This is a genomic window from Bradyrhizobium sp. USDA 4473 (assembly GCF_054063335.1).
Map to the genome: position 1 here is coordinate 572,255 of NZ_JBSSGE010000001.1, position 17,527 is coordinate 589,781.

Here is a 17,527-nt window from a genome sequence, read left to right on the forward strand (position 1 = left end):
CTAGTATGACGTCGCGAACCCGCGGCCGGACGCGGGCAATGGGGATGGGAGCGAACCGATGGACGTCAAGGCTGTCCTGCCGCCGCGTGGCCGCGACTACCGCCTCGATCTGCTGCGCGGCTTCGCCAACTGGGCGATCTATCTCGATCATATCCCGAACAATGCGGTGAACTGGATCACGCAGAAGAATTTCGGCTTCAGCGACGCCGCCGATCTGTTCGTCTTCATCTCCGGCTACACCGCGTCCTTCGTCTATGCGCGGATGATGCTCGAGCGCGGCACCGTGATCGGCGCCACCCGCCTGATCAAGCGGGCCTGGCAGATCTACGTCGCGCACGTCCTGCTGTTCGTGATCTACATCGCCGAGATCGGCTATCTCGCCCAGCGCTATCACGACCCGAATCTGCAGAACGAGTTCAACGTCGCGGGCTTCATGCAGAACCCGGCCGAGACGCTCTATCAGGGCCTGATCCTGGCGTTCAAGCCGGTCAACATGGACGTGCTGCCGCTCTATATCGCGCTGATGCTGGTCTATCCCGTGGTGCTGTGGGCGATGCTGCGCAAGCTCAATCTGACGCTGCTGGCCTCGTTCCTGCTGTATCTCGCCGCACGTCATTTCGGCTGGAATCTGCCGGCCTATCCGTCCGGTACATGGTACTTCAATCCGTTCTGCTGGCAGTTCCTGTTCGTGTTCGGCGGCTGGTTCGCGCTCGGCGGCGCCAGCGAGTCGATCAATTTCATCCGTTCGCGCGCCTTCCTTTGGCTCGGCGGCGCCTATCTCTTGTTCGCGCTGGTGATGACGCTGGCGGGCCGCTTCCCGGAGCTCGGGCAGGCGATGCCGGCCTGGCTCTATGATGCGTTCAATCCGAACGACAAGACCAACCTCGCGCCCTATCGCGTGCTGCACTTCGTGGTGCTGGCCTTCTTCGTCACGCGCTTCCTGCCGCGCGAATGGCCGGGATATGAATGGCCGATCTTCCAGCCGATCATCAAATGCGGCCAGCAGTCGCTCGAGGTGTTCTGCTCGGGCGTGTTCCTCGCCGTGGTCGCACATGTGGTGCTGGTCGAGGTTTCCGGCAGCCTGTGGATGCAGATCATGGTCAGCGTGGTCGGCATCGTGCTGATGACCGTGCTGGCCTATTACCGCTCGTGGTCGAAGAAGGTCGACAAGGCGCCCCCGAGGACAGCGGCGGCTGCGCCGGCGGCGGTGGCCGTGAAGCCGGCGGAATAGCCTTTCCGTGTACGAGCGCCGCCGGGTGGCCGACGCGCTCGCTATTTCGCGAGCGGCTTGCCAGCGGTCTCCGGCGCGAGCCGGATCAACGGCAAGCCGATCACATAGATCAGCGACAGCATTGAGATCGCCAGCGGAAAACTGCCGGTGCGGGCCGCGAGCGCGCCGATCAGCGACGGGCCGGCTGCACCGAGCACCCGGCCCATGCTGAAGGCAAAGCCGGAGCCCGAGCCGCGCAGTGCGGACGGAAACATCTCCGGCAGCCAGATCGTGAACAGGCCGAACACGCCATTGGTGAAGAAGCCGAGCACCGGCAGCAGCACCATGAACAGCAACAGACTATCCAGCCATTCGATCGCGACCTCGTAGCAGGCCACGACGGAGACCAGCCCGCCGATGAAGAACAGCACCGCGGTGCGGCGCCGGCTGCCGAGCCAGCCGGTGAGCCATGGGACAAGGAGGCAGCCGATCAAGGTGCCGACATTGGTGATCAAGCCCGCCACTGCGCCCATTTCCTGCGCATGCGCAGGCGTCGCGCCGGCGGCGACCAGCTTGGTCGCAATCACGGTGGGCGCCCAGAAGTTCGACGACCACAGGCCGAAGATGATGCAGGCCATCATCAGCGCGGCCGCCCAGGTGGTGCGCGCCTGGTCGCCGGCGAACAAGGCCGAGACCCGCGGCTGCGGGCGCGACGCGCCGTGTTCCGGCTCGGGAATGTTGCTGCGCAGATACGCAATCAAGAGCGCGGGCAGGATGCCGAGCAGGAACATGCCGCGCCAGCCGAGCGTGCTGCCGATCGCGAGCGTCACGGCGGCGGCGAGGAACAGCCCGGTCGGCGTGGCCGTATGCAGCCAGCCGGCGAGCCGTACCCGCGTGGCCTCCGGCACGGCTTCCTGGAGCAACGGCGTGCCCGCGGCCCATTCGCCGCCGATGCCGAAACCGGCAACGAACCGAAACAAGGCGAACATCACGATCCCGGTCGCAAGCCCGCACAACGCCGTGAACAGCGAGTAGACCAGCACCGTCCAGCACATGATCCTGACCCGCCCGTAACGATCGGCGGCCCAGCCCCAAACCATCGAGCAGGCCCAGCCCAGCATGAAGATCGAGAACAACATCCCGCCATAGATGCCGATATTGGCCTTGCTCGGCTCGATGCCGCTCGCGGGCAATAGTTCGCTCAGTGCGCTGACCAGGATGTAGCTGTACATCGAGGAATCGAAGCCATCGAGCATCCAGCCGAACCAGGTCGCCCAAAACACTTTTCGCGGCGACACCGCACCAGGCGCCGCGACCGACGGCGCGACGGCATCAACGATGCTCTCAGTCATGTTTCCTCGCACGTTTCTTTTGTGCTGAGGACTATGACGGGGTTTGCGCGAGGAGACACCACCGGCAAACGGGACGGAGGTATCCGGCGCGAGAATAGCGGCATCGTTTTAGCTTCGACATTCCTGCGCGGCGCGAACGTTGCTCGCAGATTCGGCGGCGCTTCACGGTGAATGATGTCCAGATTGTCCCGCGCCGTGTCTGGGGATGATGCTGCGGTCGGCTCGACGGGGCGCGATCGGCTTGTTAAGCCGCGTCTCCGCAAGGACAATTTGAGTCGGGGCAGATGACCGTAGCGATCGAGATGGGACAGACGACGGCCGGCGCTTCGGCGGCCATCGACCTCGAGGAGCTGCTGGCCACGCGCCTGCTGGTGCAGGGCAATTCGGGTTCCGGCAAGTCCCATCTGCTGCGGCGGCTGCTGGAGCAGAGCGCCCCCTGGGTGCAGCAGGCCATCATCGATCCCGAAGGCGACTTCGTCACCCTGGCTGAGCGCTTCGGCCACCTCGTGATCGACGCCGAGGACCACACCGAGCGCAGCCTGCAGGTCGCCGGCGAGCGCGTGCGCATCCATCGCGTCTCCACCGTGCTCAATCTCGAGGGGCTGGATGCCGAGAACCAGATGCGGCGCGCGGCGGCGTTCCTCGGCGGAATGTTCGAGGTGCCCCGCGACCACTGGTATCCGATGCTGGTGGTGGTGGACGAGGCGCAGCTGTTCGCGCCGGCGGTCGCCGGCGAAGTCACCGACGAGGCGCGCAAGCTCTCGCTCGGCGCGATGACCAATTTGATGTGCCGCGGCCGCAAGCGCGGCCTTGCCGGCATCATCGCAACCCAGCGGCTGGCGAAGCTCGCCAAGAATGTCGCCGCCGAAGCGTCGAACTTCCTGATGGGCCGCACCTTCCTCGATATCGACATGGCGCGCGCCGCCGACCTGCTCGGCATGGAGCGGCGGCAGGCGGAGGCCTTCCGCGATCTCGAACGCGGACAGTTCATGGCGCTGGGACCTGCGCTCTCGCGCCGTCCGCTCGGCCTGCGCATCGGTCCAACCGACACTCAGCCGCGCAACGCAGCGCCGCGGCTGATGCCGCTGCCGGAGGCGGCACTGGAGGACGCACGCGCCATCATCCTGGCCGCGCCGCCGCCCGAGACAACGCGGCCACCACGCCGGGCGCCGGCGCCGGACCTGCTCAGCCAATTGGTGGCCGCCAAGCCGGCGGCACCGGAGCCGAATCCAGAAACCGCGGAGCCACCGCCGAGCGCCGAGCAATTGGCCGAGCGGCGTGAGCGGCTGGACCGCATCCTACGCGCCATTCTTGCCGAGCCCGACGCCGGCTTCCGCGCCATCGGCGTGCTCTATCAGGAATTCGTGGTGCGCTGCCGGATCGAGGGGCTCGGTGCCGTGGTGCCGGAGCTGACCGATTTCCGCCGCATGCTGACGCGCGCCCGCGCCGGGCTCGGCGCCGACATGGCGGAAGACGATGCCTGGCAGGACGTCGCGCTGCGTGCCGCCATCCTGCCCGAGGACATGCAGGGCGTCTTCATGATGATCGCCCGCGCCGCGAAGGAGGGCTGGCCCTGCCCGGGCGATGCCGCCATCGCCCGCGCCTACGGCACCCACTCGCTGCGTCGCGCCCGGCATCTACTGACCTACATCGAGGAGCAGGGCCTGATCGTCTGCCAGCTCGACGGCGCCGGCCGGCGGATCGTGACCCTCGTCGAACTCGCCTGGGCGACCGCGGCGGCCGATCCGAATGCGGATGATGTGTCGGCGGAGACGGCCACGAGCTGCTCACCACTGTGATTGGAGCTGCGAGCAGCGAAGCGCACGATAGAGATACAGCTCGGCACGAAAAAGCCCGCCGAAAGGCGGGCTTTTCATCTCTGCCGGTTAAAGAGATTTGGTTGCGGGGAGGCGCAACCACCGATACCGACATTCGGTTCAGGTTGCGATCTGAGCGTGGGCATCCTCGCGTCCCGAAGGCGCTCAGTCAGGGCTCGCGATTAAGAGACGTATCATTCTCTCGGAAAATCAGTGGCCATTCCGGAAATTGGGTCGAAAGCCTCCATTGACGCCACAATCGCTTCCTTCTTTGTCGGAATGCAGGTCTCTCTCAGCGAGGACGACCACTCCCCTAAGTTCGCAAGGTTGTATCGCTGGCAACGATCTTTGCGAGGACAACGATGCCAGGTGCAGCCGATTATTCTGCGATCGAGCATTTGCGTGACGGCAGCAGGATCGAAGTTCGGGCGCTCCGGCCGGACGACCGGGACGACATGCTCGCGGCGGTCGGCCGCACCAGCGTCCAATCGCGACAGCGCCGCTTTTTCGCCCCGAAGCGCAGCTTCTCCGACAAAGAGATCGCGTTTTTCATGAATATCGATTTCGCCGATCATGTCGCGCTGGTTGCGCAGATCGACGAGGACGGCCGACCGGTCGTCGCAGGCGGCGGCCGCTACATCGTCGCGCAGCCTGGCCAGGCTGAGTTGGCCTTCGTCGTGATAGATGCCTATCAGAGCAAGGGTATCGGCACGGCGCTCATGCGCCATTTGCTGGTGATCGCGCGCCATGCAGGGCTGAAAGAACTAACCGCGGAAGTCCTACCCGAGAACGTGGCGATGCTCAGCATATTCAGCCGCTTCGGGTTCCGTTCGAGCGCCGGCGGCGACCGGCAAGTCAGACACTTGACGTTGAAGCTTTCCTGAACGGGACAAAGCACGTGTCCCTGGCCCGGGGGCGGCAGGCACTCCTGGCGTCGCGATCAACGAAGCCGATAGCCGCCGCTGCGCGCCGCGTTGCGGCACACCAAGCTTCCGTTCACAGAGCCCACTTGTTCCATACTGACGATGCGCCACCCAGGGAACTGGCCATCGTTGCGAGCCGGCTTGAGATAGATCAACGCTCAGCCTGGCAAACGCTAGTGCAAATTGGCTTCCGGTTAATTCGTCGGCCGATTGCTCTGGCCGGACTGGGAGTGTTTGCCATGCGCTCGACCGAGCCCGGGAGTGCTCGCCAAATGAGCCGTTGGATACGCTGGACGCCCGGCGTCGGCACCCTCCGCCGATACGAAGCGGCGTGGCTACCGCACGACATCTTTGCCGGCCTAGTCCTTGCAACAATGCTGGTCCCGGTTGGTATCGCCTATGCGGCAGCATCGGGCCTGCCGGGCATCCACGGTCTCTACGCGACCATCATCCCGCTCCTGGCCTACGCGGTGTTCGGCCCGAGCCGCATCATTGTGCTCGGACCGGACTCGGCCCTCGCAGCTGTCATTCTCGGTGTGGTCGCCCCATTGTCCGGTGGCGATCCCCTTCGCGCGGCAACACTCGGCGCCATGATGGCCCTCGTTTCGGGAACAGTGCTCATGCTGACAGGCTTCGCGAGGCTGGGTTTCGTGACCGAGCTTCTTTCCAAGCCGATCCGCTACGGCTACATGAACGGAATTGCGCTGACAGTATTGATCAGCCAACTACCAAAGCTCCTCGGATTCTCGATTGAGAACGAAGGACCATTGCGGGACCTGTGGAGAATCGGCGGCGCGATCCTCGCCGGCAGGACAAACTGGGTTGCTTTCGCGGTTGGGCTCGCAACGCTGATCGTCATCCTGCTGCTCAAGGACAACAAGCGGCTGCCGGGTATTCTGATTGCGGTTGTCGGGGCAACTCTCGTCGTCGGTGCGCTCGATCTGGGGGCCAGCTACGGCGTGAAGGTCCTGGGCCCCCTTCCTCAGGGTCTGCCGGCGCTTGCCGTTCCCTGGATCAGCTATGGCGATCTGGTTCCGGTACTAATCGGCGGAAGCGCCGTCGCGCTCGTCTCATTTGCCGATACCAGTGTGCTGTCGCGAACCTACGCCGCGCGACTGGGCGACAAGGTCGATCCGAACCAGGAGATGGTGGGGCTCGGGGCCGCCAACCTGGCAACCGGCTTTTTTCAGGGCTTCCCGATCAGCAGCAGCTCTTCGCGCACTCCGGTGGCGGAGGCCGCCGGTGCTCGCACACAACTGACCAGCGTCGTCGGCGCGCTCGCCATCGCATTCCTTCTCGTCGTGGCGCCAAACCTTCTGCAGCATTTGCCCAACGCTGCATTGGCCGCCGTCGTCATCGCCGCGGCGATCGGCCTGTTCGAGATCACCGACCTCAAGCGAATTTATCGCATCCAGAGATGGGAATTCTGGTTGATCGTGCTGTGCTTCGTCGGCGTGGCTGTGTTCGGCGCGATTCCAGGAATCGGTCTTGCAATCGCCGTGGCCATCGCGGAGTTCCTGTGGGACGGATGGCGACCGCACTCCGCGGTGCTGGGCCGTGCCCACGGCGTCAAGGGCTATCACGACATCACGCGATACCCCGATGCGCGCCAGATCCCGGGGCTGGTCCTATTCCGGTGGGACGCGCCGCTGTTCTTTGCCAACGCCGAGTTCTTCAAGGAACGCGTCCTGCACGCGGTGGCGACGTCGCCCACGCCGGTTCGCTGGCTGGTCGTCGCGGCAGAGCCAGTCACCAGCGTCGACGTCACGGCCTGCGATACCGTTGCTGAACTGGACGAAGCTTTGCACGAGAAAGGGATCGAACTCTGCTTTGCTGAACTCAAGGACCCGGTCAAAGACAAGCTGAAGCGATTTGGACTGTTCGCGCAGCTCGGCGAAGGCTACTTCTTCCCGACGATCGGCTCGGCGGTTTCCGGCTATTTGGAAATCAACAAGGTCGAATGGGAAGATTGGGAGGACTAGGTACCGAATCTCAGGGGTCGTCCGTCGGGAGACGGAGGCGGCTGAATTTTGGTTTGGCCTGCAGAGGGCATGCCTGGCGCTTCAACCAGCGAAGACGACGACCATGACGGATCCCCAGGTCGTCAGCAGAATGTTCGAGACCGGATAGGCGGGCGTATACCCGAGCACCACCACGGAGCTGCCCGAGCGCTCCTGGATGGCGGCCATCGCGGCCGTTACCGTCTGTGCTCCGGTCAATGCGCCAAGCAAGAGGATCGGGCTCATACGCAGCACGAAATGGCCGAAGCAGAAGCCGACGATCTGCGGCAGCAGCGTGACGATCACGCCGCCCAGAAGCAGGCCGATGCCAGACTCCCGTATCGCGGAAAGGAAGATCGGCCCGGCATGAATTCCGGTCAGACCGACGAAGGCAGCCAGTCCGAGTGACGTCATCAGGCTGATGGCGCCGTCGGGGATCCGGCCGAAATACGGTAAATGGGTGCGAAGATAGCCGACCAGCAGTCCGGCGAGCAGCGTGCCGACGCTGGTGCTCAACGAGATCGTCACACCGCTAACGGAGAAGCTCACGAAAACTCCAACGAGACCGCCGAAGAAAATCGCGAGCCCCAATACCACGAAATCGATGCTGGTGCTCGGTGCGACTATGACGCCGATGTTCTTGGCCGCATTCTGCACGACGGCTTCGGGTCCGACGATGCGAAGCAAGTCGCCGCGCTCAAGGACCACTCCGGCCGGGATGGGGAGAGCTTCACCGCCCCGGCTCACCGAGCGCAAATAGAGACCGCGCGCCCAATCTTGTTCCGACGCCTGCTGAAGACTGCTGCCTGCGAGCTTCGCGTTGATCAGGAAAACGTCGGTCGAGACCACGGGGATATCGAGCAGCTCCTTGTCCTCCACTTCCTCGCCTCGCTGTCCGACCAGCTCGACGATGATCTGGCGCGGCGCCGACAGCGCGATGACGTCGCCGGCCGAGAGGACCGTTCCAGGTTCCGCCTCGAGGACACGCTCGCCGCGACGAATGCGGTGGATGAACACGCGTTGGCCGGGCACCCGGGCTTCGGCGGCGGCAACCGTCAGTCCCGCGAGCGCCGCGTGATCGTCCAGCCGGTAGGCGCGCAGCTCGAATTTGCGCCAGGCGGATGCCAGGCCGGGCTTCGCACGCGTGATGCCCAACGCCTGTTCCAGCTTGAGCGCTTCCGCCTTCAGATCGATCTTCAGCAGCGCTGGAACGACGATCGTGCAGAACGTGATCACGCCGGCATAGCCGAAGATGTAGCAAACCGCATCCGCCACCGCGATATGCGAGACAAGCAACGCGCGCTGTGCTTCGGGAACGGCCAGCCCATTGACCGCGTCGGTCGCCGTACCCATCGCGGCACTCTGGCTGAGCGCCCCCGACAGGAGCCCGGCCGCAAAGCCGGCGTCAAGCTGCAGTACGCGTGCTACGACGATCGCTGCCGCAAGACCGGTGAGGCTCACGACAATGGCCATCAGCATCGGCTTCAGCCCATCGCGCTTCATCGCCAGCACGAACTGCGGGCCGACCGAATAGCCTACGCCGAACAGGAACAGCAGGAACAGGAACGATTTGGTCATGCCGGAGACGGGGACGTGCGCGAAATCGCCGACCGCGAGCCCCGCGAACAGAGATCCCGTCACCGGGCCAAGGCTGAAAGCGCCGATCCTGAAGCTTCCGATCCAGTAGCCCGCCGCGATCACCAGGAACAGCGCGAGCTCCGGATAGCGGACGAGAAACTGCTGCAGCCACGCCAACATCGTCGAGCCGCGGCTATGTCATCATCATGACCAGCACCATGCCCCAGATCGTCAGCAACGTGTTCCCGACCGCGTAGGTGACGGTATAACCGAGGCCGGGAATCTGGCTTTTCGCGCGGTCGTTGATCATGCCGAGCGAAGCAGTCGTCGTGCGCGCGCCGGAACAGCATCCCAGCAGGATCGCGTCGTGGAATCTAAATACGTACTTGCCGACGAACATCGCCAGGATCAAAGGCACCGTGGTCACGACGACGCCCCAGAGGAATAGGCTGAAGCCGAGTTTCTGCAGGCCGGCGACAAATCCCGGGCCCGAGGAGATGCCGACAATGGCAATAAAGACATTCAGGCCGACCGAGTTCATGAACCACACGGTGGGCGACGGAATGCGGCCGAAGGTCGGGTGCACCGATCGGAGCCAGCCGAAGAACAGGCCGGAAATCAGCGCGCCGCCGGAGGTGGACAGCGTGAGCGGCACGCTTCCGATCTTGTAGACGAAGGCGCCGACTAGGGCGCCGATCGCAATGGCGGCCCCGATGAAGGCGACGTCGGCAACGTCGGTCGCGCGGTCCGGCCGGCCCAGCATCTTCGTGGTGGCAGCGACATCGGACGTGCGGCCCACCAGGGTGACAATGTCGCCCCGGTTGATCTTAGTGTTCGGCAGGATCGGAATCTCGACCGCGATCGCGCCGCGGGCGATCTTGCGCAGGAAGACGCCGCGGGAGGCCGGCTCCTTCGCCAGCTCCTCGAGCGTCTTGCCATCGACGTCCTTGCTGGTCACGTAGACATCGACGCCCTCGATCGGCACCGCCAATAGCTCGCGATCGTCGACTTCCTCGGCCTGTTCGCCGATCAATTGCACGAGCACGTCGCGGCGGCCTGCAACGGCGACGATGTCGCCGGCATGAATCACGGTGTCCGAGGTTGCCTCAACGATTTTGCCACCTTGCCTCAGCCGGAGGACGAAGGTGCGATGGTCGGGAAGCAGCGCCTCGGCCTGCCCGACCGTCTTGCCGGCGACGGGTCCGCGCTCATGAACGCGATAGGCGCGCACATCAAACTGGTGCCAGGCCGTGCCGGGGCCGCCCAGCTGTTTCTTGCCGCCATGCTCCTCCTCATATTTCTTGCAAGCGCTCTCGAGATCGATCCCGAGCAGCACCGGTCCGAGCAGGGCCAGGACGATCGCCGAGCCGACCGTGCCGAAGATATAGGTCACGGCATAGGCGACCGGCATGGCATCGAGCAGCTTCTTGGCTTCATCCGCCGGCAGACCAAGACGGTTGATGGCGTCGGTTGCGAGACCCATCGACGCGGAGATCGTCTGCGAGCCGGCGTAGAGCCCGATCGCTGATCCAACGTCGTAGCCGGCGATCTTGGCGCCGAGATAGGCGGACAGCAGGCAGAAGACGCAGACTACGGCCGCGAAAATCGCCTGCGGAACGCCGTCCTGCGCGATGCCCCGCACGAATTGCGGTCCGACGCCATAACCGATGGCGAACAGGAACATCAGAAAGAAGAACGGCTTCAGCGGACCTGAAATCGTGATTCCGATCTGGCCGATAATGACGGCAGCGATCAGCGTCGCGGTGACTGCGCCGAGTCCGAGGCCTTTATAGGTGAAGGATCCGAAATAATAGCCCAGCGCGAGCGACAGGAAGATCGCGATTTCGGGATAGGTGCGGAGAGTCTGGAAAAGCCAATCGATCATGATGTCACCCGTTGATGCTGTCCCGGAGCCTCGGCTTGCGCCCGCTTCGATCCAGCGCGGGGCGCGCCGAAGCAGGGCGAAGCGATCGTGTGTCGGGGACATCAGGCAACGGTCGGCAAGACGGATGTTGATCTATGTCAATCACAACGGGCGATTGCCTTGCAGCTCCATCGTCTGTCAAGGGCATGGATTCGCACGTGCAGCCCGACGCGACCGTCCTTCGGTGCGTGCATGACGCTCGCGAGACCGTTGACATAGATCAAGGGCCGTTACCGGCTGCCGATCATGCTGCGCGCGATCGCGCAGGCAACAGAGCCTGTCGCGTCCAATCCAGCAGCCTGCATCGCCCCGGGAGTGTCAAAATGGCCGATCTTCTGACCTTAAAGAAATTCGAGGCGCTGAGCCCCTTCGAGATCAAGGACGAGCTGATCAACCTCGCCAAGACCAATTCGAAGCGAAGTCAGATGCCCTTCCTGAACGCCGGGCGCGGCAATCCGAACTGGGTCGCCACGACGCCGCGCGAAGGCTTCTTCTTGCTGGGACAATTCGCCATCACCGAGAGCAAGCGGGTGATGGAACACCCCGCGGGCATCGGCGGCATGCCTCAGGCAAAAGGCATCGCCGGACGGTTCGAGGCTTGGCTCAAGCAGCACCACGACATGCCCGGCGCGAGCTTCCTGACCGAGATGCTGGCCTTTACGGTCAGGAAATTTGGCTTCGATCCCGATGCCTTCGTCCATGAACTTGTCGATTCGATCATCGGCGACAATTACCCGGTGCCGGACCGCATGCTGGTGCACAACGAGAGGATCGTGCACGAATACCTGATGTGGGCGGTTTGCGGCGAGCCCCGGCCGGCCGGGAAGTTCGACATCTATGCGGTCGAGGGCGGCACAGCGGCGATGTGCTACCTGTTCAAGTCGCTGAAGGCCAATCGGCTGCTGGTGCCCGGCGATACGATTGCGCTGGCGACGCCGATATTCACGCCTTACATCGAGATGACGCACCTTGAGGACTACGACCTGAAGGTCGTTCAGATCAGGGCGCCGCAGGAAAACAAATTCCAATTCACCGACGAGGAAATCAGGAAGCTGGAAGACCCGAAGATCAAGGCCTTCTTCGTCGTCAATCCGTCCAACCCGCCGGGGATGGCGTTGAGTAAGGAGACGGTTGCCAAGCTGGCCAATCTGGTCAGGACCAAGCGTCCCGACCTGATGATCCTCACCGACGACGTCTACGGAACCTTCGTGCACAATTTCCGTTCGCTGCTCGGCGAGCTGCCGCACAACACCATCGGCGTCTACTCCTATTCGAAGTATTTCGGCTGCACGGGATGGCGGTTAGGGGCCATTGCGATCCACGAAGACAACATCTTCGACAAGAAGATCGCCAATCTCCCGGACGAGGCCGTGAAGGCGCTCGACAAGCGCTACGGGCCGCTCACGCTCGAGCCGCGCAAGCTGAAGCTGATCGACCGCATCGTCGCCGACAGCCGCGACGTGGCGCTCAATCACACCGCCGGATTGTCGTTGCCGCAGCAGGTGATGATGAGCCTGTTTTCGCTCGCGGAGATGATGGACGTGAACAAGGCCTATCAGGCAGCCTGCATGGAAATCGTCAACAAGCGCCTGTGGTCGATGCTCGACGGTCTCGGGCTGGCCGACAAGCTGAGCCCGAATCCGAACTATGATGCCTATTACGCCCTGATCGATTTCGAATTCTGGGCCCGCAAGAACATCGGCGACGATGCCGTCGAATACCTGAAGAAGAACGTTCACCCGCTGGACCTCGCGTTCAGGCTGGCCGAAGCCCACGGGATCGTGCTGCTGAACGGAGGCGGATTCGACGCGCCAGAATGGTCGCTTCGCGTGTCGCTCGCGAACCTGCCTGACGATGTCTATGACGATATCGGACGCGGTGTCCGGACCATCGCCAGGGGCTATCGCGACGCCTACGACGCCGCGAAGGGCGGAGCCGCGAAGCGGTGACGGCCGCCTGAGACTTCGGCAAGGTGACGGCATCGCGCCGTGTACTTACTGCGTCCGGCTGCACTATCCCGGCCCCGGTGGTGCCTTGATCCTGGTCAAGGCGCCCGATACTTGGAATTCCGCAAGCGAACGCTTTGTCGAGCGGCTCGGACCGACGAGCACCGGAGTTCTCGGCTGCGTCAGCATCTTGTTTGCACGATGCCGATGAGAGCCGGCTGCGGCTCACCGCAGCGTAATCGTGAGGCCGCCAACATTGGCGGCGAACTCCAGTCCTGCTTTCGGCCCTTTGAGCATGAGAACCACGCCATTTTCATTGCGCAGCGACACCCCTCCTGCGCCGGCCCCCCATGCGCCGCCTCCTCCGACCAGCGTGTAACTGCCGGCGAAATCGTGGACGTCCTTGATGCCGGAGGCGGTCCCTTCCAGCCAGCTCACGGAGGTGCCCGCGCTTGCGCCGAGGCTGAAGCCGGACGCGGTGAACCGATAGTGCCGCCCGCGGTAAGTGAGCGTGCCGGTCCCTCCGCCGCCACCCACGACGAGAGCCGCCTTCACGAATTTGACCTGAACGTGGCCGGTCGCCTGGGCCATGCATGGCGCGGTCAGCAGAACCATTGCAACAAGCGTCAATATGGCGGAACGGATCATGCCATGCATCGCTGCGGCCCCCTCTTTGCTCAAGGATTTGTCGGCTCAACTTTCTTCCAGGTGTGATCCGGATCGAACACGATCATGCGCTTGGCGAGGAAGTCGGTGCGTGAGCCGAGATCCTTCTGGTAGACCGTGCCTGCGTGATTGACCAGGAAGGTCATAACGCCGGAATTGCCGTATTCGGCAGGCCAGGCCACCAGGGCAAAGCCGCCGATCATCTTGCCCTTGACAACATAGTTCAGCGCACCGCCCGGGGCATCGGAGCCCTGGGCCTTCAGGATGCGATAGTAGTATCCGTGGTAAGGCTCGGGCTGTTCGCCGACCTTGTAGCCTTCCGCCGCGGCCTGGGCCGCCAACGCACCGAGCGGGCTCGGATCCTTGTCGTCGCGCCAGAACAATCCGTCCGTCTTACCCGGCCTGCTGACGATGCGCTGGGCATAGGCGCCGACGCCGTCCCCGCGATCCTTCTCGGCGTATTCGTTCTGCGCGTCGACATAGGCCAGGCAGGTCTGGATCGCGGCCAGCTCGTTGCGGCCGATCCTGCGGTAGAGGATTTCGCGCCGACCTGCATCGGCGTCGAAACTCCAGCCGTCGGCGTTGTTGACGAGTGGGATCGGGAACGGGAAATCGTCCGTACCCAGAATCAGGATAGCCCTCTTGTTGCCTTCGGCCTTGATCGAATGCCTCGCGTCGTAGGCTGAAAGAAAGCTCTCTCGCGCATTGGCGTCGGCAACATCGTCGCCGGACTCGATGATGTCGGTAGCGTCGCGGCCCAGCACTTTCAGCATGGCCCGGCTCGTGCCTGCCTTGACAGCGGCTGCTAGGGCAGACGCCGCGGCTTCAGGGTTGGGGAAGCCCTGCTGGGCACGAGCCGGAGACAGCAGCACGGCAAGCGCCGTGACTGCAGCCAAGCTGATGGAAGCAATATGGTTCAATCGCGAATAGTTTGTCATCGTGATGCCTCCGACGAGGACGGAATCTTCGCGCCGGCCGCCTGCCAGTCGTGATAACTGCGGAACTTGATCCCGAGCTTGTCGTAATAGACCCTGAGATAGCCATCGCCACCGCGTGTCACCGCCGCCGGCATGACCTGCGCGACCTCCTGCGCCATCACGCCGACATAGGCTTTGCTGCTGCCGAGATAGCTGAAGCGGTAATAGCCGAGACCGTTGGCGAGATACCCAAGCAGCTCGATGTCGTGCTTGAGCGCGATGTCGGAACGTCGGCCACCGCCGCCGCCACCACGGAAACCACCACCTCCGCCTCCGCCGCGGAAGCCACCGCCGCCTCCACCGAAGCCACCGCCACCACGGCCGGCGAAACTGCCGCCGCCGCCGCGCGGCATGCTGGCCATACTCGATCGCCCGCGCGCCGATGCCGCCGCGGCTGCCCGCCCGGATGACACATTCATCGCGCCACCGCGATTGCCGCCGCCACGATTAGCCGCCGCCGCGCGGTTACCCGTATTGCCGCGGTTGGCGGCCTTTGCGCGATCGCCACCGCCCCTGTTGCCCGCACCCGCGCGGTCGCCACCCTTGGCGCGATCGCCCGCACCGGCCCGGTCGCCATCTCTGCCGCGATCGGCGGCGCGGTTGCCTCCACGATCGCCGGCACGATCTCCGCCGCGATCACCCGCGCGGTCTCCCGCCCGGTCACCTGCACGATCCGCACCTTGGCGATCGCCGCCCGGATTGAGGACCTGTTGACCGTCGCGGCCACGATAATTCATCCGGTCGCTGACACCGGCCCGGTTGTTGTTGCCGCCGAAGCGCCGCTGCACGTTGCTGTTGTTGTAGCGAACGCCCTGGCGATGCGTGGGATTGTGCTGCCAGCCATTTCCGACGTTGGTGGTCCGGTGATTGACATAGACGTTGCGATTGCCCCAGTTGCAGCCGCCGCCCCAGTAATTGCCCCAGCGTCCGATCGCCCATCCGGCGCCGAAAGCGAGGCCTGCCGCGACGACTCCCGCCCCGATATAGGACGGATAGCCAAAATAGTACGGCGGGTAAGCCGCATAGGGCCACGTGCCATAGACCGTGGCCGGATCGTAATAGGGAACGTAGATCGTGTTCGGATCGGTCTGCTCGATGACGATGACCTGCTTGTTCTCCTGGGTCTGGACGCTGACCTTCTGCTGCTTGGTCGTCACCAGCTTGTTGTTGGCCTGCGCCTTGCTGCGCAGCCGCTGGATCGCATCCATGACGTCGGCCTGCTGGGCCAGCACGGCATCGCCGAGATTCTTGGTCCAATCGACCTTGTCACTCATCATCGCGAGCACGTCGGCGGTGCTTGCGAGTGCCTTGACGCTGTCGTCCCAGGCCTGCTTGTCGACCTCGGTCTTCAGCGCGTCTCCTTTCAGGCTCTTGCGCTCCTTCAGCCAGCGATCGGCCTGCACCACCTCGAGCGGATAGGTCGATGCCGCGAGCACATTGGCCAGCAGCGAGTCCGGATAGAGCGCGATGGGTGCGACCAGCGCTTCCACCTGTTCAGGCTTCAACAGCTGGTCGGCCGGTTGTGCCGCCGCGGCCGGCTGGTTGGCCTGAACGGGCTGACTGGTTTGGGCGGTCGGTTTGTCAGCCGTCTCCGCGAATGCGGCGACTGACGTCATCGAGACCAGCACAACCGCGATCAAAGTCTTGCCCCAACGGACCATCGCGACCTCCATCGACACCAACGGTCGACACCATCGGCCACGGCCATGCGCCCTCTTTGATCGAGATCAAGGAAAATGTCGTCCGCTCAGCTTCCGATCTGGCCCGGCTGCTGCGACGCGAGGTGGATGCGGCGATCGTGGATCAGGTTCTCGAGCCGGTGAGCGGCAACGTTGACCGCCGTCACTGTGCGCTCGGCGTTGTCGTCAGCGACCGGCTCCTCGCGCTGCGTCCGCAATACCTGGTCGATTTCGCGCTCGATCTCTGTCAGTTCCGCTTCCTGCCCAGCGACCCGAATCCGGGCCGCCAATGCATAAAGTGCGTCGAGCGCCTCCTTCCGGCTCGGTGTCTCGCTCGAGTGGAGAAATTTCCACGCCGCCGCGAGCACAGACGCAAGGGCGCCTGCGATCATCGGCGCCAGGAAGATCGCGTTGCCCCATTGGTCGAGAAAACTCTCCCTGGTCCCCTCGTAGACCGCGGCCGCCCCGGGATGCACGGGGATGTACGCACCCGCGTCGGTATCGGGCGTGGCGATTTGGGAAAGCGCCGGCAGTTCGGCAAGCAAGTCCCGCCGCGCATTCATGATCGACTGCGTGAGGTCGCCGATCACGTCGTTACCGAGCTTCTTCTGCGCCACCAGATAGAACGACGTCCGTAGTGTTGTCAGATCGTCAGCAGGAATCGGCGGCGAGCCGCGCAGGGTTCCCTTCGGTACATCGAAGCTCTCATAAGCGCGCTCCTTTTCGGCGATCGCACCCGCGGACTCGATCGCGATCATGACCGGGCCGGCTTTCCCGGTGTGCGGGAAGAAATTGCGCAGCAGCGCGAGGTATTTCTCGGTCAAAGGCATCACGAGCAGGATCGCCCGCACCTCCTTGGTCTCGAGCGCCCGGCGCGCGTCCGCGGGGGCCAGCGGCTTGAACGTCACGCCCGCGCGCGTCAGGTCGTACTCATCGGTCAGCACCTTGATCAGCTTCTGACTGGCCTCGGCCCCGATCACGCCGATCGTGGTGCGCTTAAGCTCCGCCACATCGGACATCGACGCGCCGGGCGGCGCGACCATCAGCACGGTGGCGTGCGCCAACACGATGACGGCCTGAGCCTGCGAGAGATCACCGACATCGCCGCGGACGACGGCAAGGTCGACCTTTCCGGACGCGAAGGCTGCGGCGGATTCGAGCGGTCCCGGGGTCTGGACCAGGCTGAGTCGAACAGGCGCTTTCGACTGTGCGAATTTTGCAGCGATCGCCGACACCAGCCTGCCCGCTTCGCCATCCAGCGACCCCACCGCGATCGTCAGGGTGGTCGGCTGCTCATACCAGCGATAGCCAAGGAGGCCGGCGCCGGCTGCCAAAAGAACAAGCCCAACCACAAGGGCGATGCGCAATGACCTCGGCAACCTGCTCGGATCCATGTCGCACCACCCCATCGGTTCGGTGTCAGCCAACAACGGTCTTATAGACTGAGTCGGTGCG

Annotated in this window: 12 protein-coding genes; 5 read left to right on the forward strand and 7 right to left on the reverse strand. The window is 64.0% G+C overall.

Annotated features, from left to right (window positions below):
- The first annotated feature begins 58 nt into the window (after window positions 1–58).
- A complete protein-coding gene (locus ACVW17_RS02740) occupies window positions 59–1,231 on the forward strand; it encodes an OpgC domain-containing protein (RefSeq protein ID WP_456796763.1) in 1,173 nt (390 codons plus the stop codon).
- 41 nt (window positions 1,232–1,272) lie between these two features.
- Here ACVW17_RS02740 and ACVW17_RS02745 read toward each other — a convergent pair whose 3' ends face one another.
- On the reverse strand, window positions 1,273–2,562 hold the full coding sequence (locus tag ACVW17_RS02745) for an MFS transporter (RefSeq protein WP_456796764.1): 1,290 nt from the start codon (window positions 2,560–2,562) through the stop codon (window positions 1,273–1,275).
- A 284-nt stretch (window positions 2,563–2,846) separates the two neighbouring features.
- Between ACVW17_RS02745 and ACVW17_RS02750 the strand changes: the two genes are divergently transcribed.
- The 3 genes from ACVW17_RS02750 to ACVW17_RS02760 all read left to right on the forward strand — a co-directional run bounded on the left by ACVW17_RS02750 (window position 2,847) and on the right by ACVW17_RS02760 (window position 7,284).
- Window positions 2,847–4,361 carry a helicase HerA domain-containing protein gene (locus ACVW17_RS02750; RefSeq protein WP_456796765.1) on the forward strand — a complete coding sequence of 505 codons (1,515 nt, stop codon included), beginning with the start codon at window positions 2,847–2,849 and terminating at the stop codon, window positions 4,359–4,361.
- Window positions 4,362–4,741: 380 nt separating this feature from the next.
- A complete protein-coding gene (locus ACVW17_RS02755; RefSeq protein WP_456750350.1) occupies window positions 4,742–5,263 on the forward strand; it encodes an N-acetyltransferase family protein in 522 nt (173 codons plus the stop codon).
- 311 nt (window positions 5,264–5,574) lie between these two features.
- Window positions 5,575–7,284 carry a SulP family inorganic anion transporter gene (locus tag ACVW17_RS02760; RefSeq protein ID WP_456798925.1) on the forward strand — a complete coding sequence of 570 codons (1,710 nt, stop codon included), beginning with the start codon at window positions 5,575–5,577 and terminating at the stop codon, window positions 7,282–7,284.
- A gap of 81 nt (window positions 7,285–7,365) precedes the next feature.
- Here the strand turns inward: ACVW17_RS02760 and aspT (ACVW17_RS02765) are convergent, their stop codons facing one another.
- Window positions 7,366–9,060: an aspartate-alanine antiporter gene (gene aspT / locus ACVW17_RS02765; protein WP_456750351.1), complete on the reverse strand. Its 1,695-nt coding sequence runs from the start codon at window positions 9,058–9,060 to the stop codon at window positions 7,366–7,368.
- A 13-nt stretch (window positions 9,061–9,073) separates the two neighbouring features.
- Window positions 9,074–10,765 carry an aspartate-alanine antiporter gene (gene aspT, locus ACVW17_RS02770; RefSeq protein ID WP_456750352.1) on the reverse strand — a complete coding sequence of 564 codons (1,692 nt, stop codon included), beginning with the start codon at window positions 10,763–10,765 and terminating at the stop codon, window positions 9,074–9,076.
- Window positions 10,766–11,127: 362 nt separating this feature from the next.
- Between aspT (ACVW17_RS02770) and aspD the strand changes: the two genes are divergently transcribed.
- Complete coding sequence (gene aspD / locus ACVW17_RS02775) at window positions 11,128–12,753, forward strand: aspartate 4-decarboxylase (protein WP_456796766.1); 1,626 nt, start codon at window positions 11,128–11,130, stop codon at window positions 12,751–12,753.
- 222 nt (window positions 12,754–12,975) lie between these two features.
- Here aspD and ACVW17_RS02780 read toward each other — a convergent pair whose 3' ends face one another.
- The 4 genes from ACVW17_RS02780 to ACVW17_RS02795 form a co-directional block, all read right to left on the reverse strand.
- Complete coding sequence (locus ACVW17_RS02780) at window positions 12,976–13,398, reverse strand: hypothetical protein (RefSeq protein WP_456750354.1); 423 nt, start codon at window positions 13,396–13,398, stop codon at window positions 12,976–12,978.
- Window positions 13,399–13,427: 29 nt separating this feature from the next.
- Complete coding sequence (locus ACVW17_RS02785; protein ID WP_456750355.1) at window positions 13,428–14,354, reverse strand: DUF2950 domain-containing protein; 927 nt, start codon at window positions 14,352–14,354, stop codon at window positions 13,428–13,430.
- On the reverse strand, window positions 14,351–16,054 hold the full coding sequence (locus ACVW17_RS02790; RefSeq protein ID WP_456750356.1) for a DUF3300 domain-containing protein: 1,704 nt from the start codon (window positions 16,052–16,054) through the stop codon (window positions 14,351–14,353). Before ACVW17_RS02790 ends, ACVW17_RS02785 begins: the two co-directional genes overlap by 4 nt.
- A gap of 86 nt (window positions 16,055–16,140) precedes the next feature.
- Window positions 16,141–17,466, reverse strand: coding sequence for a TAXI family TRAP transporter solute-binding subunit (locus ACVW17_RS02795; protein ID WP_456756308.1), 1,326 nt, complete (start codon window positions 17,464–17,466; stop codon window positions 16,141–16,143).
- Window positions 17,467–17,527: the final 61 nt, after the last annotated feature.

What these genes read in the sequence shown, in the direction of transcription:
- ACVW17_RS02740 (WP_456796763.1), top strand. Translation starts at nt 59, where the DNA reads ATGGACGTCAAGGCTGTCCTGCCGCCGCGTGGCCGCGACTACCGCCTC.
- ACVW17_RS02745 (WP_456796764.1), bottom strand. Translation starts at nt 2,562, where the DNA reads ATGACTGAGAGCATCGTTGATGCCGTCGCGCCGTCGGTCGCGGCGCCT.
- ACVW17_RS02750 (WP_456796765.1), top strand. Translation starts at nt 2,847, where the DNA reads ATGACCGTAGCGATCGAGATGGGACAGACGACGGCCGGCGCTTCGGCG.
- ACVW17_RS02755 (WP_456750350.1), top strand. Translation starts at nt 4,742, where the DNA reads ATGCCAGGTGCAGCCGATTATTCTGCGATCGAGCATTTGCGTGACGGC.
- ACVW17_RS02760 (WP_456798925.1), top strand. Translation starts at nt 5,575, where the DNA reads ATGAGCCGTTGGATACGCTGGACGCCCGGCGTCGGCACCCTCCGCCGA.
- aspT (WP_456750351.1), bottom strand. Translation starts at nt 9,060, where the DNA reads ATGTTGGCGTGGCTGCAGCAGTTTCTCGTCCGCTATCCGGAGCTCGCG.
- aspT (WP_456750352.1), bottom strand. Translation starts at nt 10,765, where the DNA reads ATGATCGATTGGCTTTTCCAGACTCTCCGCACCTATCCCGAAATCGCG.
- aspD (WP_456796766.1), top strand. Translation starts at nt 11,128, where the DNA reads ATGGCCGATCTTCTGACCTTAAAGAAATTCGAGGCGCTGAGCCCCTTC.
- ACVW17_RS02780 (WP_456750354.1), bottom strand. Translation starts at nt 13,398, where the DNA reads ATGATCCGTTCCGCCATATTGACGCTTGTTGCAATGGTTCTGCTGACC.
- ACVW17_RS02785 (WP_456750355.1), bottom strand. Translation starts at nt 14,354, where the DNA reads ATGACAAACTATTCGCGATTGAACCATATTGCTTCCATCAGCTTGGCT.
- ACVW17_RS02790 (WP_456750356.1), bottom strand. Translation starts at nt 16,054, where the DNA reads ATGGTCCGTTGGGGCAAGACTTTGATCGCGGTTGTGCTGGTCTCGATG.
- ACVW17_RS02795 (WP_456756308.1), bottom strand. Translation starts at nt 17,466, where the DNA reads ATGGATCCGAGCAGGTTGCCGAGGTCATTGCGCATCGCCCTTGTGGTT.